Origin of the sequence: Limnohabitans parvus II-B4 (genome assembly GCF_003063455.1) — a bacterium.
GTDB lineage: Bacteria > Pseudomonadota > Gammaproteobacteria > Burkholderiales > Burkholderiaceae_C > Limnohabitans_A > Limnohabitans_A parvus.
Genome location: NZ_NESN01000002.1, coordinates 290,904 through 310,819 on the forward strand (window position 1 = coordinate 290,904; position 19,916 = coordinate 310,819).

Consider the following 19,916-nt stretch of genomic DNA (forward strand, 5'->3'; position numbering starts at 1 on the left):
CAAAGCCTGAGCAGTCCTCAGGCTTTTTTTGCCCATTTTGGTTGTGTACACAACCATCCGTGTTTCTACTTAGTTGCGCGCGCAACCAAATCAACCTAAGATCAGGTGTCCTTTCAACCCCCTTCAGACTGAAGAGCCGAATGCCAAAGCCACTCGACCGAACGCTGACCTACCGTCTGCACCAACTGCACAAGCTGACCGATATGGACAGCCAGTCGGTCTATCCGGAGCGCACGGGCCTGTCGATGAGCGACGGGCGGTGCCTGACAACCATTGGCACTTTTGAGCCTTTGTCGGTGAAAGAGCTGGCCGACAAGGCCAACCTGAACAAAGGACAGGCCAGCCGCGCCGCGCAGGCGCTGGTCGATCAAGGACTGGTGCTCAAAGCCGACCACCCGGGTGATGGCCGGGGCGTGGTGCTGACGCTGACGCCCACCGGGCACGAAGTGTTCGAGCGCGCCATGGCCATGGTCCACCAACGCAATCAGGACATTTTTGGTTGCCTGAGCGACAAGGAACAAGCCACATTGAGCGGCCTGTTCGACCGCTTGATATCGCACGCACGTCCCCGCTGAACCCCACACGACGACAACACCATGCACACCCCCAGCACCGAAGCCCGTCCTTCGATTTACTACACCTACGAAGTTTTCAAGCCCTGGCTGGCCTCGGAGCACCCCAAGCAAGACCGCCAAAAAGTCGTGATCGTCGGCTCTGGCCCGGCTGGCATGGTGACCGCGCTCGAACTCGCCCGCCACGGCGTGGCCAGCGTGGTGCTGAGCGCCGAGTTGCAGTTCTCGCAAGGCAGCCGGGCGATTTGCTTCACACGCCGTTCGATGGAAATCCTGCAACAAGTGGGCGTGGCCGAGCGCATGACCGAGGGCGGCCTGCCCTGGCGTTTTGGCAACTCGTTTTACCGGGGCCAGCGCGTGTTCCGCATGGAAGCGCCGCACGACGCTGACGACCGCTTCTTCCCGATCATCAACGTGCAGCAGCAGTTCATGGAGGAATACCTGCACGACGCCTGCAAAGCCAACCCGCTGATTGATTTCCGCTGGGGCAACAAGGTCAACAAGGTGGACCAGAAAGACGGCTACGCCGTGCTCGAAGTCGACACACCCGAAGGCCCTTACGCGGTGGAAAGCGACTGGGTGGTGGCCGCCGACGGTGGGCGCTCGGGCATCCGCACTGCGTTGAATTTGCAAATGGAAGGCGCGTCCTACGAAGGCTTTTTCGTGATCGCCGACATCAAAATTAACCTGCCCTTGCCCACCGAGCGCCTGGCCTATTTTGACCCCGACTGGAACCCCGGCAACACCATCTTGATGCACCGCGAACCGAATGGCATTTGGCGCGTGGACTACCAGTTGCCTGCGGGCGAAACGCCCGAAGAGGCGCTGCGCCCCGAATCGCTCAAGGCCCGCATCGACGCGCAGCTGGCCATGATCGGCCACGCGGGCCTGAAGTGGGAGATGGACTGGTCTTCGGTCTACTCGGCCCGCACACTCACCTTGCCCGACTTTGTGCACGGCAGCGTGATCTTCACGGGCGACGCAGCCCACCTGCTGCCCATTTTTGGCGTGCGCGGGGCCAACACCGCTTTCCAGGATGCGCAGTCACTGGGCTGGCACCTGGCTTTTGTGGTCAAAGGTCTGGCAGGCCCAACGCTGCTGGCCAACCACAGCACCGAGCGCGTGGGCGCGGCCCGCGAAATCATCACCGAAGCTGGGAAAAGCACCCGCTTCATGGCCCCGCCCAGCCCGGGTTTCAGGTTGCTGCGCGACGCGGTCTTGTCGCTCTCGCTCACGCAAGAATTCGTGCGCCCGCTCTACCACTGGCGCACCTCGCGGCCGCACGAGTACACCCACTCCCTGCTCAACAGTGCGGGCGACGACAACGGCCTGTTCAAGAGCGGCCCCGCCCACGGGGCACCGCCGCAAAACGTGCGTTTGGCGGCGAATGACTTCCTGCTCGACCACTTGGGTGGCGGATTCGACCTGCTGTATTTCACCGACACCGCCTTGCCCGAGGCGCTGCAACAGGCCATCCAGACCGCTCGCGCCCAAGGCATGCCCCTGAACGTGATCGCGGTCGGCGCGACCCAAGCTGTGGCCGGGGCCGACCAACACCTGCCCGATGCCGACGGCCACCTGCGCCAGCGCTACGGTGTGCCTGCCAACGGAGGCGCTTATTTGCTCCGCCCAGACCAGCACATCTGCGCCCGCTGGCTCACGCTGGACGCCACCCGCTTGCAAGCCGCCCTGACCACCGCCTTGCCTCAATAAGGACACACCATGTCACAACAAGCCCTCACCATCGACGGCCTCGAAACCGTGTACGACGCGCTGGCCACCGCCATCGACCAGGCCGGGGCCGACAAGGCCCAGCTGTTCCTCGTCAAGCTCGCTTTGCTCAACGCCAACGCGCTGGCCGACGAACACCTGTTCCAGCAGCAAATCACCGCTGCCCTGCAAGACCTCTGATCCACCACACCATTCACCAGGAGACTCCCATGCTTGTTCAATCCGTTCACCACGTGGCTTACCGCTGCAAAGACGCCAAAGAAACCGTCGAGTGGTACCAAAAGCACCTCGACATGAAATTCGTGCTGGCCATTGCCGAAAACGAAGTGCCCTCGACCAAAGCACCGGACCCTTACATGCACATCTTTCTCGATGCGGGCCACGGCAACATCCTGGCCTTCTTTGAGCTGCCCAGCCAGCCGCCGATGGACCGCGACCAGAACACCCCTGCTTGGGTGCAGCACCTGGCGCTGAAAGTCGATTCCATGGAAACGCTGCTGGCCGCCAAAGACAAACTGGTCGCGGGCGGCATCGATGTGCTCGGCCCGGTGGACCACACCATCTTCAAGAGCATCTACTTCTTTGACCCGAGCGGCCACCGCCTGGAGCTGGCCGCCGACTGCGGCACGCCCGAGATGATGAAAAAGCTCGACGATGTGAAATGGGACATGCTCGAAGAGTGGAGCAAAACCAAGCGCGCCCCCAAGCACGCCGCCTGGATGCACGACGGCAGCATGGCGGTCTGAGGATTGGCGATGACCCTGCTCAACGAAACCCACAACCCGGCCCTCAAAAGCTGGCTCGCATCGGCCAACACCGCAGGCTGCGACTTCCCGATCCAGAACCTGCCGTTCGCGGTGTTCCGCCGCAAGGGCTCAGTCGAAGCCTTCCGTGGCGGCGTGGCCATTGGCGACCAGATCGTGGACCTGGCGGCTGTCGCCAAGTCCGGCATCCTGAAAGGCGAAGCCGCTGACGCTGCGCAAGCGGGTGCGCAAGACAAACTCAACGCCCTGATGGCCTTGGGCTCGGCCGCCTGGAGCGCCTTGCGCCTGGCACTGTCACGCACCCTGCGCGAAGGCTCGGCGGAGCAGGCTGGATTGCAAGCCTGCTTGGTGCCCCAACCCGAAGCCGAATACGACGTGCCCGCCCGCATTGGCGACTACACCGACTTCTACACCTCGGTCTACCACGCCACCAACATTGGCAAACAGTTCCGCCCTGACAACCCGCTGTTGCCCAACTACAAATGGGTGCCGATTGGTTACCACGGCCGCGCGTCCAGCATCGGCATCTCGGGCCAGCAGTTCCGCCGCCCTGTGGGCCAGACCATGCCGCCGGGCGCAGAAGCCCCATCGTTCGGCCCCTGCAAGCGGCTGGACATCGAGCTGGAGCTGGGCATCTTCATCGGCAGCGGCAACGCTTTGGGCGAGCCGGTGGACATCACCGAAGCCGAAGACCATGTGTTTGGCATCTGCCTGCTCAACGACTGGTCGGCGCGTGACATTCAGGGTTGGGAATACCAGCCGCTCGGCCCCTTCTTGTCGAAGAACTTTGCATCCACCGTTTCGCCCTGGGTGGTGACACTGGAAGCCCTGGCCCCTTACCGCACAGCCTTCACTCGGCCCGAGGGTGACCCGCAGCCCATGGCCTATCTGGACTCAGCAGCCAACCGGGCCGAAGGCGCGTTCGACATCCAGCTGCAAGTGGGCCTGCAAACGCCCAAGATGCGCGCAGACGGTCAGCTTGAGGCCAGCATCTGCCGCACCAGCTACCGCCATGCCTACTGGACGGTGGCGCAAATGGTCACGCACCACACGGTCAACGGCTGCAACCTGCAGCCGGGCGACCTGTTTGGCAGCGGCACACTGTCCGGCCCTTCGCTGGACCAGGCCGCAGCCCTGATCGAGCTGACCACCGGCGGCAAGAACCCGATTGCTTTGCCGAACGGCGAGCAACGCACTTGGCTGGAAGACGGCGACAGCGTGGTGCTGCGCGGCTGGTGCGAACGCGAAGGCGCGGCTCGCATCGGCTTTGGCGAATGCGTGGGCACGGTGCTGCCTGCGCGGGCACCTTTGTCACGTCCGACATCGGCCCTTGTCACCCCCGACTAGATCGGGGGTCCATGCCTTCAATCACCATGGATACCCGCGTTCGCGGGTATGACAGTTCCACTTGTCACGCCCGACTTGATCGGGTGTCCATGCCTTCGGTGGTGCATGGATGCCCGCGTGCGCGGGCATGACAGACCTTTGTCGCCCCCGACTTGATCGGGGGCCCATGACGGCCATCACCAAGTGTCGATGGCCAGGGTGCCATCGGCGGGCCGGGTCTGCCCAGCCTCCAAGCCCGCCACCAACCATTCACGCGTGCTGACCGGGTCGATCACCGCGTCAATTTCCAACGTGGCGGCCATGTTGATGGCGCTGCCGTTGTCGTATTGCTGCGCCAGCAGCTGGTCAAACAAGGCCTCGCGCTCGGGGCCTTCGGGCACGGCCTCCAGCTCTTTGCGGTAGCCCAGTCGCACCGCACCTTCGAGGCCCATGCCGCCAAACTCGCCCGTGGGCCAGGCCACTGTGGCCAGGGTTTCGTGAAAGCCGCCGCCTGTCATGGCCATCGCGCCCAGGCCATAGCCTTTGCGCAAAACCACGCTGAGCAGCGGCACCCGCAGATGCGCGGCGGCCACGAACAGGCGCGAAACATGGCGCACCTGCGCCGTGGCTTCGGTGTCGGGCCCGACCATGAAGCCGGGCGTGTCCACCAGGCTCACAATGGGCAGCCCATGCGCGTTGCACAACTGCATGAAGCGTGCGGCCTTGTCGGCAGCATCGGCATCGATCGCCCCGCCCAAATGCAGCGGGTTGTTGGCCATGAGACCCACCGGGCGGCCCGCGATGCGCGCAAGGGCCGTGTGGATGCCCGCGCCAAACCCGGTGCGAAGGGCCAGCAAGCTGCCTTCGTCGGCCACGCCCTGCATGGCGGCGCGGGTGTCGTACACGCGCAGGCGGTTCTCGGGCACCACGTCGCGCAGGGCCTCGGCGCGTGGCGCTTGCCAGCTGGGCGCTGCACCCTGAAAAAACGACAGGTAGTGGCGAGCCGCCGCCACCGCTTGCCCCTCGTCATCGACCAGCACATCGATCACACCATTGCCGTGCTGCACGTTGCTCGGGCCGATCTGCTCGGGTTTGAACACGCCCAAGCCGCCGCCTTCGACCATGGCCGGGCCGCCCATGCCGATGTTGCTGCCGCGTGTCGCGATGATCACGTCGCAGCAGCCCAGCAAAGCGGCATTGCCCGCAAAGCAGCGCCCAGCCACCACGCCCACCACCGGCACCCGGCCATTGAGCCTGGCAAATGATGCAAAAGTGGCCAAGTTCAGGCCCGCCACGATGGCCACGTCCACGTCACCCGGCCTGCCCCCGCCGCCTTCGGCGAACAGCACCACGGGCAACTTGTTTTGCAAGGCAACGCCCAGCATGCGGTCGGTCTTTTGGTGGTTGCGCATGCCTTGTGTGCCCGCCAGCACGGTGAAGTCGTAGGCCATGACCACGACGCGTTGGCCATGGATGCAACCGATACCGGTGACCATGCCGTCGGCGGGCGTGTTGCGCATCAGATCATCGGCACTGCGGCGGCGGCTTTGCGCGGCAACGGCCAGTGCACCGTATTCCACAAAGGAATCGGGATCGCAGAGATCAGCGATGTTTTCGCGGGCGGTTCGTAGCCCCAAGGCGTGGCGTTTGGCCACGGCTTCCGGGCGTGCGGCGTCTTGCGTGAAGGCCAGACGCGCCTGCAGCTTGTGCAGGTCAGCGCGCGTTTGCACGGGGGCTGCCGCTGAGCCTGCCGCAGGTGCCACGGCAGGTGCGGCAGGTACGCCCTCAGGAGCACTTGCGCTCATGCTCACGGGCGCATCGGCAGCAGACAGCATCGCCAACACATCGCCCTCTGCCACCGTCTCACCCGCCCGGAAATACAGCTCGGCCAAGCGGCCTGCATGGCTCGCACGGATTTCGTGCTCCATCTTCATGGCCTCCAAAATCACCAGCACATCGCCTGCGGCCACGGCATCGCCAGTCTGTACCAGCCACTGCACCACTTGTGCCTGAAGGGGGGAATGAATTTTTTGCATGCGACCATTGTGAGGTGCTGCCCCGGCGACAGCAGGTCAAGTCCGGGACAATTTAAACTGGGTTTTCCAAGTCAAGAGACAAACCCATGAACTTCGAACCGCTGATCGAACTGACCCGCAACGGTGTGCAGGAATGCCTGCATCTGGGCGCCCTTGCTGTGACCGACACCGAAGGCCGTGTGCTGGCCCAGGTGGGCAACCCGCACTGGCTGTGCTTCACCCGATCCACCCTCAAGGCCATGCAGGCGCTGCCACTGGTGCAGTCCGGCGGCGTGGCGCATTTTGGCTTCACGCCGTCGGAACTGGCCATGATGTGCGCCAGCCACAACGGCGAAGAGATGCATGTCGAGCAAGTTGCGTCCATCTTGCGAAAAAGCGGCACCACCACAAGGCAAATGCGCTGCGGCTGCCATGTGCCCTACCGCTTCACGTTTTTCGACCGCCCCATGCCCGAAGGCTTTGCCTACGACGAGCGGCACCACAACTGCAGCGGCAAGCACAGCGGCTTTTTGGCGTATTGCGTGCAACACGGCCTGCCCACTGAGACGTATACCGAAGTGGACCACCCACTGCAGCAGCAGGTTCGCCAGGCCGTGGCGCACCTGGCTGGCTTGAGCGAAGAAGAACTGGCGCTGGGCATCGACGGCTGTTCGGCCCCCAACTACGCGATGCCCTTGTCGCGTCTGGCCCGCAGTTATACCCGCCTGGCACAACCCGAATCGGATGGCCTGTACGGCGAGAGCCTGCGGCAATTGGGCGAAGCCATGAGCACCCACCCCGAACTGGTCTCGGGCACCGGCCGCAACGACGCCGACTTCATGCGCGCAGGCCGGGGCGACTGGGTCACCAAAGTGGGTGCCGACGGTGTGCAGGTGGTGGCCAGCCGTGCGCGTGGACAGGCCCTGGCGGTCAAGGTGATGGACGGCAACAAGGCCGCCCTGTTTGCAGCCACGGTAGAGGCCCTGGACCAATTGGGCTGGCTCGATGAGGCACAACGCCAGCAATTGGTCCCTTGGCGAGCGGCCACGCTGCTCAACGTGGCGGGCATCCCTGTGGGCGCGCGGCGCAGCGTGTTCAAACTGCAATCGGGCACCCGCAGCTGAGGACCTCAGCGCTTGCCAAAAATGGCCGTGCCCACCCGCACCATGGTGCTGCCTTCGGCAATGGCGGCGGCCAGATCGGCGCTCATGCCCATCGACAAGGTGTCCAGCGGCAGGCCTTGCTGGCGCAATGCCTCGGACAACTGCTTGGCTTGCCGGTGCACAGCCCGCATCTGTTCATCGGTCTCGGCGGGTTCGGGGATGGTCATGAGCCCCCGCAGCTGAAGACGCGGCAAGGCGGCAACGGCCTGCGCCAAGGCAGGCAACTCTTGCGGGCTCACACCCGACTTGGTCTCGCCCCCGTCCACGTTGACCTGAATGCACACCTGCAGTGGTGGCAAATGCGCGGGACGCTGCTCAGACAGGCGCTGCGCGATTTTGAGCCGATCGATGCTGTGCACCCAGTCAAAGTGCTCTGCCACCAGGCGCGTCTTATTGCTCTGGATCGGGCCAATGCAATGCCATTCCAGTGGCAAATCCTGCAAGGCCGTGATCTTGTCCACCGCTTCCTGGATGTAGTTTTCGCCAAACGCGGTTTGCCCGGCCGCGTGGGCAGCCCGCACGGCTTCTGGCCCCCAGGTCTTGGAGACAGCGAGCAAACGCACACGGCCCACCGGGCGACCTGCCGCCCGGCAAGCCATCTCAATTTGCGCCTGGACATGCTTAAGGTTGTCGGCAATGGAAAGGTTCATGGCCTGAGCGTACCAAAACCTGACGCGAATCGTCCTTGCGCTCATTCAGGTGTCGCCAACCAGGCAACCCAAAGCACCCGGTGCGCACCGGCTCTTGTCCAGGCTGCTAAATTAGCCGCTTATTCATTTTGAACCGAGACACCGATGAGCCAAATCGCCGCGAAAACCTACGAACCCGCACCCGCCCGCAAAGTGGCCTTTTTGGGCCTGGGCGTCATGGGCTACCCCATGGCCGGGCACCTGGCCCGCGCGGGACACCATGTCACCGTGTACAACCGCAGTGCCACCAAAGCCGCTGCTTGGGTGGCCGAGTGCCCTGGCAACGCCAGCGCCCCGACCCCGCGCGAAGCGGCTGCGGGCGCCGACATCGTGTTCGCCTGCGTGGGCAACGACGACGATCTGCGCAGCGTGGTGCTCGGCGCCGACGGTGCCTTTGCTGGCATGAAGCCCGGCGCGATCTTTGTGGACCACACCACCGCTTCGGCTTCGGTGGCGCGCGAGCTGTCGGCCCAGGCGCAAAAGCTCGGGCTGCAGTTCATCGACGCCCCCGTCTCTGGCGGCCAGGCAGGCGCACAAAACGGCATGCTCACCGTGATGTGCGGCGGCGACGCTGCGGCTTTTGACAACGTCAAGCCTGCGGCCATGGCGTTTTCGCGTGCCTTCACCCTGCTGGGCGAGTCGGGCGCGGGCCAGTTGGCCAAGATGGTCAACCAGATTTGCATCGCCGGGCTGGTGCAGGGCTTGTCTGAGGCCGTGGCCTTTGGCCAGCAGGCGGGGCTGGACATGCACCAGGTGTTGGACGTGATCGGCAAAGGTGCCGCGCAAAGCTGGCAGCTGGACAACCGGGGCAAGACCATGGCCGACGACAAGTTCGAGTTTGGCTTTGCCGTGGACTGGATGCGCAAGGACCTGGGCCTGGTGCTGGACGAAGCCAAGCGCAACGGCGCTCGCCTGCCCGTCACGGCCTTGGTAGACCAGTTTTACGCCGATGTGCAAAAAATGGGCGGTGGCCGCTGGGACACCTCCAGCCTGATCCGCCGCTTGCGGTAAACGGCCACGGCGTTCAAACGCCAACCATGAAAAAGAGCGACCCAAAGGTCGCTCTTTTTCATGAAGCAGCAAGGCTTTACTTGGACAAAGGTGGCTGGCTCAAGCGCTTGAGCTCTTCTTCAGAAATTTCATCAAACACGCGCACCACCTTGGTCACGCCTCCGATGCCACGCACGATGTCGCTGGCGCGTTTGGCTTCGCGTGCTGTCACGCGGCCCATCAAATACACAATGCCGCGCTCGGTCACGACCTTGATCGAGTTGACCTGCAGGTCTTTCGCATCAATGAAGGCCGCTTTGGCTTGGCTGGTGATCACGGTGTCTTTGGAGCGCTGGGTCAAGCTGCTGGCAGGCGCAACAGCCAAATCGTTCACGACAGACTGAACGTTTTCCTGGTTTTGCGCCAACTTCTCGGCCCGGTCTTTGTCAGCCTGTGAGCGCGCCTCGCCGCTGAGCAGCACTTTGCGGTTGAAGCTGGTCACGTTCAGGTGAACCCGATCGCCCAGGTCCTGACGCACGGCACTGGCCACTTTGAGCTCAATGCCCTCGTCTTCGACCTGAGCGCCCGTGGTGCGGCGGTCGGTGGCCACGATGCCAGTCATGACCGCTCCGCCAACCAACAAGGGGGCGCAGGCAGACAAGCTGGACAAGGCCGCCGCCAAAACAGCACCCGAAAAAACCAGAGATTGAAGATTGCGTTTCATTTAAAGAGGCTCCTGTTCACCCAAAAGCTGGGTGTCGATTCCATCACACAGACAGTGCAGCACCAAATGCTGCACTTCACGAATTCGGGCGGCCCGCTCATGCGGCACGCACACATGCACATCGGTCTCGCGCAGCTGGCGAGCCAAACCACCGCCGTGGTGACCGGTCAAAGCCAGCACGGTCATTTCCCGGTCATGGGCGGCTTGCACCGCCTCTACCAAAGCAGGCTCGCCGCCATCCACGCTGATCAGCACCAACACGTCGCCGGTTTGACCCAGCGCCAGCACCTGCCGGGCCAAAGCCTGGCCGTCGGCCCAACGGCTGGCCATCAAGGCATCCGACGACAAGGCCATGGCGGCCAAGCCCGGGCGCTCCCGCTCAAAGCCACCCACCAGCAGATTCACCAAGTATTGCGCCAATGCGGCCGAAGGACCCATGCCACCGGCGAGCACCTTACCGCCCCCCGTGACACACGCCAGGACCGCCTGGACAGCCGCGTCCACAGGCTTGGCCAAAGTCTCGGCCACCTGGTAGTGCAAATCGGCACTGTCGATGAAATGTTGTTGGATTCGGAGGTCTAACATGCGATGGCGATGATAACCCCCACAACACCGCATCGCCCCGGAAAAACAGTTATTTACACGGCTATTTGGGGCCGCTCCATCCTTTGGATGTGCACATCATGCGCCATCAAAAGCCGCTTGCAACCATTCGGGCCCGGCGGCCTCAATGGTGACCACATCAAATCGCGCCGGAGGCAAACGGCGCCAGCGCAACAAGTAGTGCTGCGCCGCAAAGATGATGCGCCGCTGCTTCTGATACCCGATGCTGGCAGCTGCCCCGCCATGGTCGGTGCGGCTGCGTTGTCGGACTTCGACAAACACCACCGTGCCGTCCGGTGATTGCATGATCAGGTCGATTTCGCCACCCCCTCGGCCGGGCGTCCGATAATTGCGCTGCAGCAAGCGCAAACCGCGCGCTTGCAAATAAGCCAGCGCCTCGTCTTCGCCCGCATCGCCCCGGGCTTTGGTGGTCTGGCCCACCGTGTTCTTTTTGAGGAATTGCATTGACTCCGTCTCCCTTGTCTGCCTCGTTTGCCAAAGCCCTGGAGGCCGCGCACGACGCTGCCGGATCGCAAAACAACCCGGCCAGCACACTGTATGTCGTGGCGACACCGATTGGCAACCTCGCCGACATCAGCCTGCGTGCGCTGCATGTGCTGGCCAAGGTCGACGCCGTGGCCTGCGAAGACACACGCCACACCCAACAACTGTTGCGGGCCTATGGCCTGGACCGCCCCGGCTCACAGCTGCTGGCGGTGCACCAGCACAACGAAGCCGAGGCGGCACAAACCGTGATCGCCCGTTTGGCGCAAGGTGAACGCGTGGCCTACGTGAGCGATGCAGGCACCCCGGCCATCAGCGATCCGGGCGCACGGCTGGTGGCCGCCGTCAGGCAAGCGAGTTACCGCGTGCTGCCCTTGCCGGGCGCCAGCAGTGTGACCACCGCACTCAGTGCATCGGGCATGACGGGTGAAGATGGTTTTGTGTTTTCAGGCTTTTTGCCGAGCAAATCGGGTGAACGCGAGCGCGCCGTGCAGGCCCTGGCTCAAGAAAGCCGGGCCGTGGTGCTGCTGGAAGCGCCGCACCGCATCGAGGCTTTGGCACAAGCGCTGTCGGTGCTCGGTGAGCGCCGCATCACCGTGGGGCGCGAGTTGACCAAGCAATTTGAACAAATTGAAACCGTCACGGCACAGGCTTTGCCTGGCTGGCTGGCCGAAAAGCCAGACCGCCAGCGCGGTGAATTTGTGCTGGTGCTGCACGATGCGCCAGTGGCTGAATCCACAGGCGAAGGCTTGCGCGTGTTGCAACTGCTGCTGCCTGAATTGCCCCTGAAAACCGCCGTCAAACTCGCAGCCGAAATCACGGGGAAATCCAAAAACGAGCTGTATGACAAGGCTCTGGCCCTGAAGAAAGCCTGACCCCGCCTCAGTCGTCAGCGCCTGCGCAAACCCAGCCACATGACGGTGGCCACCACCACCAAGGCACCGACCAGCTGCATCAGGGCAATCGACTGCCCCAGCACAGCCCAAGCCAGCACCAGGGCAAACACCGGCTCCACATTCATAATGGCCGAGTTGCCCACCACACCCAGCTTGGGCAACACGGTGAACATGATGGTGAAGGCGGTTCCATACAAAAAGGTGAGTGCCCCCAAGCCCCACCAGCCCGCCGTCGCCGTGGGCAAATGAAAGCCACTTTGGGTAGATGCCACCACGGCAGCCAGCACGGCAACAGTGGTCATGGTGGTGAATGTGCGCAGACGGCCATCCACATCAGCCGCCTCATGTTGGGTGATGACCAGCGCCAAACCAAATGTGGCGGATGCGGCCAGTGCAAAGGCCACACCGGCACCAATCTGCCCCCATTGCTGCGCAGCACCCAGCCCTGAAGCGGCACCCAGCACATCCAGCGCCAAAGCCAACCCCAACAGCATCACGGGCATGGCCAACAAAACGGCACGCTCCGGACGATGGCCATACAAGACCCGCGCCCAGAACGCCGTGAGCAATGGATAGGTGTTGAACGCCAGCAACGCCAAAGCCACTGGCAGTCGGGCGACCGATGAATACAGACAAACGCTTTGCACGGCGATCAATGCGCCAATCAGCAGAAGGTTTTTTTGGTGCCGCCCCGACAGCTGGAGCGACACTTTTTGTTGCCAAAGAATCAAGGCCACCACAAAGGCCGTGACACTGCTGCGAAAGGTGACTGCGGTCACCACGTCGACGCCATGGTTGAAAGCCGTGCGGGCTGCAACATGGTTGGCACCCATCATCAGGGCGATCAACAGCAGCGTCAGGAACCCCGTGAGGCTCAGGCGGGAAAAGGAAGCGGGGGGAGTGGGGTGAGACGACATGGGGGCAATTTAACGCCCCATTCGCCTAGGAGATGACAAGAAAGCGACTGGTGACCTGAAGGCTCAGGCACCGGCCCACTCGTTGGAAGCACGTTTGTTTTTGAATCGCTGAGCGCGGGCCATGGCCTCATTGATGTCGTCCTGCTCAATGTCTTGAACCGTTTTGAAATACAAAACGCCGAGACCCAACATCAAAATAATCGCAAAAACTGTCAGCATCAACATGTTAATTCCTTTTAATACCGAAGTACTTAAATTTGTCCGTTGGTGCGATTATGAGAGAAAATTCCCAGCAGGGTTGTTAAAAATTGTTAGATGTCTCGGCATTGGCGATTCAATCGGTCACCCCATACAGCCCACGGCCCTGCGCATGCAGACGGCTGAGCCCCAGCAAAGCATCGGTGAACGGTGTGGCGACATGGGTCAGCTGCCCCAATTCGCGAACGGCACTGACCAAAGCGTCCAGTTCGACGGGCTTGCCGGCGTCCACGTCTTGCAGCATAGAGGTCCGGAATGCGCCCAGTTTCCGGGTCACCGCATGGCGGTCCTCGGGTTGCTGGTCGATGGGGATGCCGATTTTTTCGCCAATCGCTTTGGCTTCGAGCATGACGCTGGAAATGAATTGGCGCACCAAAGGGTCGTCCATGATGCGGTCCGTGGTCGCACCCGTGATGGCGCTGATGGGGTTCACGGTCATGTTGCCCCAAAGTTTGTACCAGATGTCTTTCTGGATTTGCGCCGAAACACTGGCGTTGAAGCCCGCCTTTTGCAGCAGCGCATGCAAGGCCTGCACCCGCGCAGTGGCCTGCCCGGAAGGCTCGCCCACAATGAGTCCATCACCAAAGTGGTGGCGGATCACGCCCGGCGAATCGACTGAACAGCTTGCATGCACCACGCAGCCCACGATGTGCGTCGCGGGCAAGGCCAGGGCAATCGCGCCTTGAGGGTCCACCGTGGCGAGCGAGCGGCCCGCCACCGGCCCCCCAAAACCTTGCAAAAACCACCAAGGCACACCGTTCATGGCGGTCAGCACCACGGTGTCCGGACCGATCAGGGGACCGACTTGCGCCGCCACCGAGGCCAATGCAGGCGCTTTGACCGAGATCACCACCAAGTCCTGCACACCCAAAGCGGCTGCGGCGTTGGATGCGGTCACAGGCAGGGTGTGCAGCTCGCCCCCTTGGTGAAGTTGAAGGCCGTGGGCTTGCAAGGCGGCAAGCGTGTCGCCACGGGCAAGCACACTGACCTGCGCCCCGGCTCGCGCCAAGTGCACACCCATCCAGCCGCCGATGGCACCTGCGCCAACAATGGCAATTTTGTTAAATGTCATTGGGTTGTTCATCAAGCTCATGCGCGCCAGCCTGTGTCTTGTTTGTCCATCCGGCGCACCAGCGCCTCGAACACGTCTTGCCCTGCCCCGTGGTTCGGGTTGAACTGCAAGGCATCGCGGGTGCATTTGGCCGCAATCGCCTCGGGCACCGGAATCGGCGCACCCATGCTTTGCGTGGCCAACTGGATTTCGCAGGCGCGTTGCAGCGTCCACAAAATTGCAAAGGTCTGCGGCAGCGTTTGCCCCCAGGCCAGCAAGCCGTGGTTGCGCAAGATCACCGCAGGCTTATTGCCAATGCTTTGCAGCACACGCGGGCCCTCTTCGGCGTGGATGGTGATGCCCTCGAAGTCGTGGTAGGCCACCATGCCGTGCAGCTGGGCCGAATAGAAATTGCTTTGCGACAGGCCGTCTTGCAAGCAGGCCACCGCCACGCCCGCCGTGGTGTGGGTGTGCATCACGCAATGCGCGCCGTCCATGCCACCGTGCAGCGTGGCATGCACCACGAACCCGGCCGGGTTGACCTTGTAGGGCGAACCGTCCAGCACCTCGCCTTGCAGGTTGATTTTGACCAGGTTGCTGGCCGTGACCTCGCTGTAATGCAGGCCAAAGGGGTTGATTAAAAACTGCTTATCACCCCCGGTCACGCTGTCGGGCAGGCGCACGGTGATGTGGTTGTAGATCATCTCGGTCCAGCCGAGCATGGCGAACACGCGGTAGCAAGCCGCCAGCTGCAGCCGCGCCTGCCATTCGTCTGGGTGGACACGTGCTTGCAAAGATGGCACCACGGGTTGGGGAGTGGGGAACATCATGATCTCCTATCAATTGACTGTTGGTTTTTATGTGGGAGAGAGCCACCGCAGGGAAACAGGGGGCCTGGTCCATCGTCGGTCAATATGTCGCACCTTTAGCGGGGGCGATGGCGGTGACCTCGGCTTTGAAGTGCGCGGCCAGATCGGTGGTCTGGCGCATCAAGATTTGCGTGTCCAGGCCCACCGCCACGAACACCGCACCCAGCTGCAGGTACTGAGCGGCCAATTGACGATCCGGCGTGAGGATGCCGGGGGCCTTGCCCGCTTGGAGGATGCGGGCAATCGCATCGGCAATCGCGGCCTGCACATCGGGGTGCGCGGCATTGCCCACATGGCCCATGCTGGCCGAGAGGTCGGCCGGGCCGATGAACACACCGTCCACACCGGGCGTGGCAGCGATTGCGTCGAGGTTTTTCAGCGCATCGAGCGACTCGACTTGCACCAGCAGGCACACCTCTTCGTTGGCGCGCTGGAAATAGTCGGTGTAGTGGCCCCAGCGCGACGCACGGGCGCCTGCCATGCCGCGCACCCCGCCTTGGCCATCGTCCTGCGGGTAGCGCATGGCTTGCACCAGCTGGGCCGCCTGCTCGGGCGTGTCGACCATGGGCACCAGGATGTTCTGCGCGCCCAGGTCCAAATACTGTTTGATGAGCGCCGTGTCACCCACGGGCACGCGGCACACCGCATGGCTGCCCGGGTAAGCGGCGAGCGTCTTGAGCTGAGCCATGATGCTGCTCAGGTTGTTGGGTGAATGTTCGCCGTCGATGACCAGCCAGTCGAAGCCAGCCAGCGCACAGATTTCGGCGCTGTAATCACTGGCCAGGCCCATCCACAGGCCGATCTGGGGGCGTTTGTCTTTGAGGGCTTGTTTGAACAAATTGCTTGGAGTTTGCATGATGGTTCCTTGTGTTGTGCCTTCGATGGGGAGGCTGTTCGTGTCCGGCGGGCCTGCCCGGGCTCAGAGGCGCTTCGCTTTGCCACATCGCCCAGCCAGGCCCGCCAGACCCGACCAGCGTGGGTGTGCGAAGCGTTCTGGTGTCAAATGAATCTGAACGCCAACTTGCCCAGAGGTCCGTAGTCCACGTCAAACACATCACCCACTTTGGCCAGCGCCGGTTTGGTGAACGAGCCCGCCAACACAATTTCGCCCGCTTGCAAGTGTTCACCCCAGGGCGCGAGTTTGTTGGCCAACCAGGCGATGCCCACAGCCGGGTGTCCTTGCACGCCCGCAGCGAGACCCGTCTCTTCGACCACGCCGTTTTGTCGCAGCACCGCGCCGCACCAGGGCAGGTCGGTGGTCAAGGGGGCAACCCGCTTGGCCCCGAGCACAATGCCCGCGTTGGCGGCGTTGTCGCTGATGGTGTCGTACACCTTGCGCATGACTTTGGTGTGGCGGTCAAACTGCTCGATACGCGAGTCGATGATCTCGATGGCAGGGGTCACGTAGTCGGTCGCCTCCAGCACCTGCTGCACGGTCACGTTGGGGCCGCGCAGTTCTTTTTTGAGGATGAAGGCCAGCTCCACTTCCACACGGGGCGCGATGAAATGGGCATGTGGAATGTCCAGCACCTGGCCCGGCGTGCAGTCGTAGCGCATGTTGTCCAGCAGCGTGCCGTAGTCGGGCTCGTCGATCTGGCTGGAGACTTGCATGGCGCGGCTGGTGAGGCCGATCTTGTGGCCGATCATGGTGCGCCCCTCGGCGAACTTGATCTGCATCCAGGCGCGGTTGATGCGGTAGCCGTCTTCGATCGTCATGCCCGGATAGCGCTTGGAAAAGTGCTCGATCTGCACACGGGATTTTTCGGACTGATTGAGCTCGTGCGCGAGCTGCTGGATCTGGTCTTCGGTGAACACGGACATGGCTCAAACCTTGTTGAAAAGTGGATGCAGATTGCTGTGCTTGGCGTCAAACACCTCGGGGCCGACATCGACCTGCAGCGTGATGCCGATGTGGCGCTGCGCCATCACGGGCGCGAAAAAGGCTTTGGCTACTTCGAGCAAAGTCTGCCCAGCGCCTTGCTGGGTGGCCTCGCTGCGGCCACGGCCCATGCGCAGGTTCAGGTACACAAAAGCGTAGTCACCTGTGCCACCCGCCGCCTGGCCTGCTGCACCGCCATCGGCCACGGCGTAGTGCGGTGCCGGGTAGGCCAGCACACGCGTGCCACCTGTGGGGAAGACTTGCTTGCCTTCCTCGTCCTGCACGGTGAGCATGGCGTCCGCCATCTGGCGGCACAGCGTGGTCATGTGGACTTCAGCGTCTAGCTGACCGGTGTAGAGGATCACAAGATGGGGCATGGTGGGCCTTCTGACTTTGTCGTTGAAGCTTCAAATTTGTCATCCTCGGGCTTGACCCGAGGATCCATGGTGAACCGAAGATGGATCCCGGATCCAGTCCGGGATGACAAGGAGAGACATCCCGCTGGCTCATTTCACAGCCTGGTGCTCACCGCCGTGTAACCCTCGACATGGCTGGCCACGGCCTCGGGCACTTTGGAGCCGTCCTGCGGTGTGACTTCAAAAATCGCGTTGAGCTGGCCCGTGCCGCTGGCGCCGAAGTACGGCGTCACCATGTCCACGCCGCCGTCATACCCCGTCCAGCCCAAAGCGCCCATCAGCATGGCGGTGTCGTGCATGAAGCCTTCGCCGTGGCCTTTGCTGGCGTACTCGGGCAGCATCTCGCAAAACGCCTTCCATTCGCGGTTGCCCCACATCTGCAGGACCTGTTTGTCGAGCTGCTCCAGAAACGGGCTCCAGATCTTGTGGGCAAACTCCGGGGCCAAACCGTTTTGTGCAAAGCGGTGTGAGAGCGAGCCGCTGGCCAGAAAGGCCACCTTGCCGTCGTAATGCTTTTCCACCGCCTCGCGCATGGCCCAGCCCAGGCGGGCACTGTCGTTCAGGTAATGCACCATGCACAAAGCCGACACCGAGACCACCTTGAAGTGCTGGTCTTCGTTCATGTAGCGCAGCGGCACGAGCGTGCCGTATTCCGGGTCGAGCGTGGTGTTGTCGTGCGCCAGGGTTTCTACCCCGTGCTCGTTGGCCACTTTGGCCAGCAGGTGGCCCAACTCGGGATTGCCCGGTGACTCGAAAGCCATGTGGTTGATGAAGTGCGGCAACTCGTTGCTGGTGTAGCTGCCTTTGAAGTGCGGCGCGCAGTTGATGTGGTAATTCGCGTTGACCAACCAGTGCGTGTCGAACACTACCAGCGTGTCCACCCCCAAGGCGCGGCAGCGGCGGCTGATCTCTTTGTGACCATCGATGGCGCTTTGCCGCGTGCCAAAACGTGGCCCCGGGATTTCGCTCAGGTACATGCTGGGCACGTGGGTGATTTTGGCGGCCAATGCGAGCTTACCCATGGCGAGCACTCCTGGTGTTTTCAAGTTGTCCCATGGTCAAACTCCCCAATGCGGAATGTGGTGCGAACCCATTGAGACCGCCACGTTTTTGGGTTCGCAAAACACTTCGTAGCTCCAGGTGCCGCCTTCGCGCCCCGTGCCGCTGGCTTTGGTGCCGCCAAAGGGTTGGCGCAGATCGCGCACGTTCTGGCTGTTGACGAAGCACATGCCCGCTTCCACAGCTGCCGCCACGCGGTGGGCCTTGCCCAGGTTCTCGGTCCAAACGTAGCTGGAGAGGCCGTATTCGATGTCGTTGGCTTTTTCAATCGCGTCGGCTTCGTCTCTGAAGGGAATCAAGCAGGCCACGGGGCCGAAGATTTCTTCTTGGGCGATGCGCATGCGGTTGTCGACATCGGCAAACACCGTAGGCCAAACGAAGTTGCCGTGCTTCACATGCGCGGGCAGGTCTGCGGCGTAGCCGGGCTGGTCCAGTCCGCCACACAGCATCGTCGCGCCTTCTTTGGGGCCGAGTTCGATGTAGCTGCGCACTTTGGCCAAGTGCGCTTTGGAGATCATGGGGCCGACGATGGTTTTGTCATCGAGCGGGTCGCCCACGGTGATGCGTTTGGCCCGCTCGGCGAACTTGGCCGCAAAGTCGGCGTAGATGCTTTGCTGCACCAAGATGCGGCTGCCAGCGGTGCAGCGCTCGCCGTTGTTGCTGAAGATCATGAAGATGGCGGCGTCCAGAGCGCGGTCGAGGTCAGCGTCTTCAAAGATCACGAAGGGGCTCTTGCCGCCAAGCTCCATGCTGAACTTCTTGAGGCCCGCGCTTTGCACGATGCGGTTACCCGTGACGGTGGAGCCGGTGAAGCTGATGGCGCGAACATCGCGGTGCGAGACCAGCGGTTCGCCCGCTACCTTGCCGTAGCCGTGCACCAGGTTGAGCACGCCAGCGGGCACACCCGCCTCCAGCGCCAGCTCGCCCAGGCGGGCGGCCGTCAGGGGTGAGAGCTCGCTCATCTTGAGCACAGCGGTGTTGCCAAAGGCCAAGCACGGCGCGACCTTCCAGGTGGCGGTCATGAATGGCACATTCCAGGGACTGATGAGCGCGCACACGCCCACCGGATGGAACAGCGTGTAGTTCAGGTGCGTGGGCGTGGGGTAGGTGTGACCGTCCACACGGGTGCACATCTCGGCAAAGTAGTGGAAGTTGTCGGCCGCACGCGGCACCAGCTGTTTGCCGGTCTGGCTGATGGTTTGGCCGCAGTCTTTTGTCTCGGTCTCCGAGATTTCAGGCACATGTTTCGCGATCAGCTCGCCCAGCTTGCGCATGATCTTGGCGCGCTCGGTGGCAGGCGTGGCGGCCCACTTGGGGAAGGCGGCTTTGGCAGCGGCAACGGCGGCATTGACCTCGGCTTCGCCGCCCGAGGCGACTTCGGCCAGCACCTCTTGCGTGGCGGGGTTGATGGTTTCAAAGTAGTCGCTGCCCGCGACGCTTTTGCCGTTGATGAGGTGGTCTATTTTCATGTTCTGTCTCCTGTCGCTGTC

22 protein-coding genes are annotated in these 19,916 nt (G+C 62.6%); 8 read left to right on the top strand and 14 right to left on the bottom strand.

The features are described 5' to 3' along the window. The first annotated feature begins 140 nt into the window (after positions 1–140). From B9Z37_RS06035 to fahA, 5 genes are read left to right on the top strand one after another with little or no spacing between them, the layout of a single operon-like run. Positions 141–575 (top strand): MarR family winged helix-turn-helix transcriptional regulator, encoded by a 435-nt coding sequence (locus B9Z37_RS06035; RefSeq protein ID WP_108312117.1) that lies wholly within the window; start codon positions 141–143, stop codon positions 573–575. A gap of 21 nt (positions 576–596) precedes the next feature. Next, a complete protein-coding gene (locus B9Z37_RS06040) occupies positions 597–2,285 on the top strand; it encodes an FAD-dependent monooxygenase (protein WP_108312118.1) in 1,689 nt (562 codons plus the stop codon). 9 nt (positions 2,286–2,294) lie between these two features. Next, positions 2,295–2,483: a DUF2783 domain-containing protein gene (locus B9Z37_RS06045; RefSeq protein ID WP_108312119.1), complete on the top strand. Its 189-nt coding sequence runs from the start codon at positions 2,295–2,297 to the stop codon at positions 2,481–2,483. Between the two features lie 29 nt (positions 2,484–2,512). Beyond that, a complete protein-coding gene (locus B9Z37_RS06050; RefSeq protein WP_108312120.1) occupies positions 2,513–3,049 on the top strand; it encodes a VOC family protein in 537 nt (178 codons plus the stop codon). A 9-nt stretch (positions 3,050–3,058) separates the two neighbouring features. After that, a complete protein-coding gene (gene fahA / locus B9Z37_RS06055; protein ID WP_108312121.1) occupies positions 3,059–4,414 on the top strand; it encodes a fumarylacetoacetase in 1,356 nt (451 codons plus the stop codon). Positions 4,415–4,590: 176 nt separating this feature from the next. Here the strand turns inward: fahA and B9Z37_RS06060 are convergent, their stop codons facing one another. Next, positions 4,591–6,420 carry a carboxyl transferase domain-containing protein gene (locus B9Z37_RS06060; RefSeq protein WP_338066587.1) on the bottom strand — a complete coding sequence of 610 codons (1,830 nt, stop codon included), beginning with the start codon at positions 6,418–6,420 and terminating at the stop codon, positions 4,591–4,593. Positions 6,421–6,515: 95 nt separating this feature from the next. On the opposite strand from B9Z37_RS06060, the gene B9Z37_RS06065 reads away from it, so the two are divergent. After that, positions 6,516–7,532 carry an asparaginase gene (locus B9Z37_RS06065; RefSeq protein WP_108312123.1) on the top strand — a complete coding sequence of 339 codons (1,017 nt, stop codon included), beginning with the start codon at positions 6,516–6,518 and terminating at the stop codon, positions 7,530–7,532. Between the two features lie 5 nt (positions 7,533–7,537). Here the strand turns inward: B9Z37_RS06065 and B9Z37_RS06070 are convergent, their stop codons facing one another. Beyond that, entirely contained in the window at positions 7,538–8,221 is a 684-nt protein-coding gene (locus tag B9Z37_RS06070) for a YggS family pyridoxal phosphate-dependent enzyme (protein ID WP_108312124.1), read from the bottom strand. 144 nt (positions 8,222–8,365) lie between these two features. On the opposite strand from B9Z37_RS06070, the gene B9Z37_RS06075 reads away from it, so the two are divergent. Beyond that, positions 8,366–9,271, top strand: a complete 906-nt coding sequence (locus tag B9Z37_RS06075; protein ID WP_108312125.1) for an NAD(P)-dependent oxidoreductase — start codon at positions 8,366–8,368, stop codon at positions 9,269–9,271. 76 nt (positions 9,272–9,347) lie between these two features. Here B9Z37_RS06075 and B9Z37_RS06080 read toward each other — a convergent pair whose 3' ends face one another. The 3 genes from B9Z37_RS06080 to B9Z37_RS06090 form a co-directional block, all read right to left on the bottom strand. Beyond that, positions 9,348–9,974, bottom strand: a complete 627-nt coding sequence (locus tag B9Z37_RS06080) for a BON domain-containing protein (RefSeq protein WP_108312126.1) — start codon at positions 9,972–9,974, stop codon at positions 9,348–9,350. Next, the gene (locus B9Z37_RS06085; protein WP_108312127.1) at positions 9,975–10,559 is read right to left on the bottom strand and encodes an SIS domain-containing protein; all 585 of its coding nucleotides are present in this window, start codon (positions 10,557–10,559) and stop codon (positions 9,975–9,977) included. A gap of 96 nt (positions 10,560–10,655) precedes the next feature. Then, complete coding sequence (locus tag B9Z37_RS06090; RefSeq protein ID WP_108312128.1) at positions 10,656–11,042, bottom strand: YraN family protein; 387 nt, start codon at positions 11,040–11,042, stop codon at positions 10,656–10,658. A 14-nt stretch (positions 11,043–11,056) separates the two neighbouring features. On the opposite strand from B9Z37_RS06090, the gene rsmI reads away from it, so the two are divergent. Continuing rightward, on the top strand, positions 11,057–11,956 hold the full coding sequence (rsmI, locus tag B9Z37_RS06095; RefSeq protein WP_108312129.1) for a 16S rRNA (cytidine(1402)-2'-O)-methyltransferase: 900 nt from the start codon (positions 11,057–11,059) through the stop codon (positions 11,954–11,956). A 14-nt stretch (positions 11,957–11,970) separates the two neighbouring features. On the opposite strand, the gene B9Z37_RS06100 is transcribed toward rsmI, so the two are convergent. The 9 genes from B9Z37_RS06100 to hpaE all read right to left on the bottom strand — a co-directional run bounded on the left by B9Z37_RS06100 (position 11,971) and on the right by hpaE (position 19,895). Beyond that, positions 11,971–12,894, bottom strand: a complete 924-nt coding sequence (locus B9Z37_RS06100) for a DMT family transporter (RefSeq protein WP_108312130.1) — start codon at positions 12,892–12,894, stop codon at positions 11,971–11,973. Between the two features lie 63 nt (positions 12,895–12,957). Continuing rightward, on the bottom strand, positions 12,958–13,119 hold the full coding sequence (locus tag B9Z37_RS14455) for a hypothetical protein (protein WP_167394333.1): 162 nt from the start codon (positions 13,117–13,119) through the stop codon (positions 12,958–12,960). A gap of 109 nt (positions 13,120–13,228) precedes the next feature. After that, the gene (locus B9Z37_RS06105; protein WP_108312131.1) at positions 13,229–14,224 is read right to left on the bottom strand and encodes a 2-dehydropantoate 2-reductase; all 996 of its coding nucleotides are present in this window, start codon (positions 14,222–14,224) and stop codon (positions 13,229–13,231) included. A 17-nt stretch (positions 14,225–14,241) separates the two neighbouring features. Beyond that, positions 14,242–15,030, bottom strand: coding sequence for a class II aldolase/adducin family protein (locus tag B9Z37_RS06110; protein WP_108312541.1), 789 nt, complete (start codon positions 15,028–15,030; stop codon positions 14,242–14,244). 82 nt (positions 15,031–15,112) lie between these two features. Further along, positions 15,113–15,928, bottom strand: a complete 816-nt coding sequence (locus B9Z37_RS06115; protein WP_108312132.1) for an aldolase/citrate lyase family protein — start codon at positions 15,926–15,928, stop codon at positions 15,113–15,115. A gap of 143 nt (positions 15,929–16,071) precedes the next feature. Beyond that, a complete protein-coding gene (gene hpaH / locus B9Z37_RS06120; protein WP_407067223.1) occupies positions 16,072–16,893 on the bottom strand; it encodes a 2-oxo-hept-4-ene-1,7-dioate hydratase in 822 nt (273 codons plus the stop codon). 3 nt (positions 16,894–16,896) lie between these two features. Beyond that, entirely contained in the window at positions 16,897–17,328 is a 432-nt protein-coding gene (locus B9Z37_RS06125; protein WP_108312133.1) for a 5-carboxymethyl-2-hydroxymuconate Delta-isomerase, read from the bottom strand. A gap of 134 nt (positions 17,329–17,462) precedes the next feature. Then, complete coding sequence (gene hpaD / locus B9Z37_RS06130) at positions 17,463–18,389, bottom strand: 3,4-dihydroxyphenylacetate 2,3-dioxygenase (protein ID WP_108312134.1); 927 nt, start codon at positions 18,387–18,389, stop codon at positions 17,463–17,465. Between the two features lie 36 nt (positions 18,390–18,425). Further along, positions 18,426–19,895 carry a 5-carboxymethyl-2-hydroxymuconate semialdehyde dehydrogenase gene (hpaE, locus tag B9Z37_RS06135; protein WP_108312135.1) on the bottom strand — a complete coding sequence of 490 codons (1,470 nt, stop codon included), beginning with the start codon at positions 19,893–19,895 and terminating at the stop codon, positions 18,426–18,428. Between the last annotated feature and the right edge of the window lie 21 nt (positions 19,896–19,916).

Excerpts from the sequence above, each read along its gene's own strand:
- B9Z37_RS06110 (WP_108312541.1), bottom strand. The coding sequence starts at position 15,030 with ATGTTCCCCACTCCCCAACCCGTGGTGCCATCTTTGCAAGCACGTGTC.
- B9Z37_RS06065 (WP_108312123.1), top strand. The coding sequence starts at position 6,516 with ATGAACTTCGAACCGCTGATCGAACTGACCCGCAACGGTGTGCAGGAA.
- B9Z37_RS06040 (WP_108312118.1), top strand. The coding sequence starts at position 597 with ATGCACACCCCCAGCACCGAAGCCCGTCCTTCGATTTACTACACCTAC.
- hpaH (WP_407067223.1), bottom strand. The coding sequence starts at position 16,893 with ATGTCCGTGTTCACCGAAGACCAGATCCAGCAGCTCGCGCACGAGCTC.
- B9Z37_RS06125 (WP_108312133.1), bottom strand. The coding sequence starts at position 17,328 with ATGCCCCATCTTGTGATCCTCTACACCGGTCAGCTAGACGCTGAAGTC.
- B9Z37_RS06075 (WP_108312125.1), top strand. The coding sequence starts at position 8,366 with ATGAGCCAAATCGCCGCGAAAACCTACGAACCCGCACCCGCCCGCAAA.
- B9Z37_RS06105 (WP_108312131.1), bottom strand. The coding sequence starts at position 14,224 with ATGACATTTAACAAAATTGCCATTGTTGGCGCAGGTGCCATCGGCGGC.
- B9Z37_RS06080 (WP_108312126.1), bottom strand. The coding sequence starts at position 9,974 with ATGAAACGCAATCTTCAATCTCTGGTTTTTTCGGGTGCTGTTTTGGCG.
- B9Z37_RS06070 (WP_108312124.1), bottom strand. The coding sequence starts at position 8,221 with ATGAACCTTTCCATTGCCGACAACCTTAAGCATGTCCAGGCGCAAATT.
- B9Z37_RS06050 (WP_108312120.1), top strand. The coding sequence starts at position 2,513 with ATGCTTGTTCAATCCGTTCACCACGTGGCTTACCGCTGCAAAGACGCC.
- B9Z37_RS14455 (WP_167394333.1), bottom strand. The coding sequence starts at position 13,119 with ATGTTGATGCTGACAGTTTTTGCGATTATTTTGATGTTGGGTCTCGGC.
- B9Z37_RS06035 (WP_108312117.1), top strand. The coding sequence starts at position 141 with ATGCCAAAGCCACTCGACCGAACGCTGACCTACCGTCTGCACCAACTG.
- B9Z37_RS06085 (WP_108312127.1), bottom strand. The coding sequence starts at position 10,559 with ATGTTAGACCTCCGAATCCAACAACATTTCATCGACAGTGCCGATTTG.
- B9Z37_RS06090 (WP_108312128.1), bottom strand. The coding sequence starts at position 11,042 with ATGCAATTCCTCAAAAAGAACACGGTGGGCCAGACCACCAAAGCCCGG.
- B9Z37_RS06045 (WP_108312119.1), top strand. The coding sequence starts at position 2,295 with ATGTCACAACAAGCCCTCACCATCGACGGCCTCGAAACCGTGTACGAC.
- fahA (WP_108312121.1), top strand. The coding sequence starts at position 3,059 with ATGACCCTGCTCAACGAAACCCACAACCCGGCCCTCAAAAGCTGGCTC.
- B9Z37_RS06115 (WP_108312132.1), bottom strand. The coding sequence starts at position 15,928 with ATGCAAACTCCAAGCAATTTGTTCAAACAAGCCCTCAAAGACAAACGC.
- B9Z37_RS06100 (WP_108312130.1), bottom strand. The coding sequence starts at position 12,894 with ATGTCGTCTCACCCCACTCCCCCCGCTTCCTTTTCCCGCCTGAGCCTC.
- hpaD (WP_108312134.1), bottom strand. The coding sequence starts at position 18,389 with ATGGGTAAGCTCGCATTGGCCGCCAAAATCACCCACGTGCCCAGCATG.
- hpaE (WP_108312135.1), bottom strand. The coding sequence starts at position 19,895 with ATGAAAATAGACCACCTCATCAACGGCAAAAGCGTCGCGGGCAGCGAC.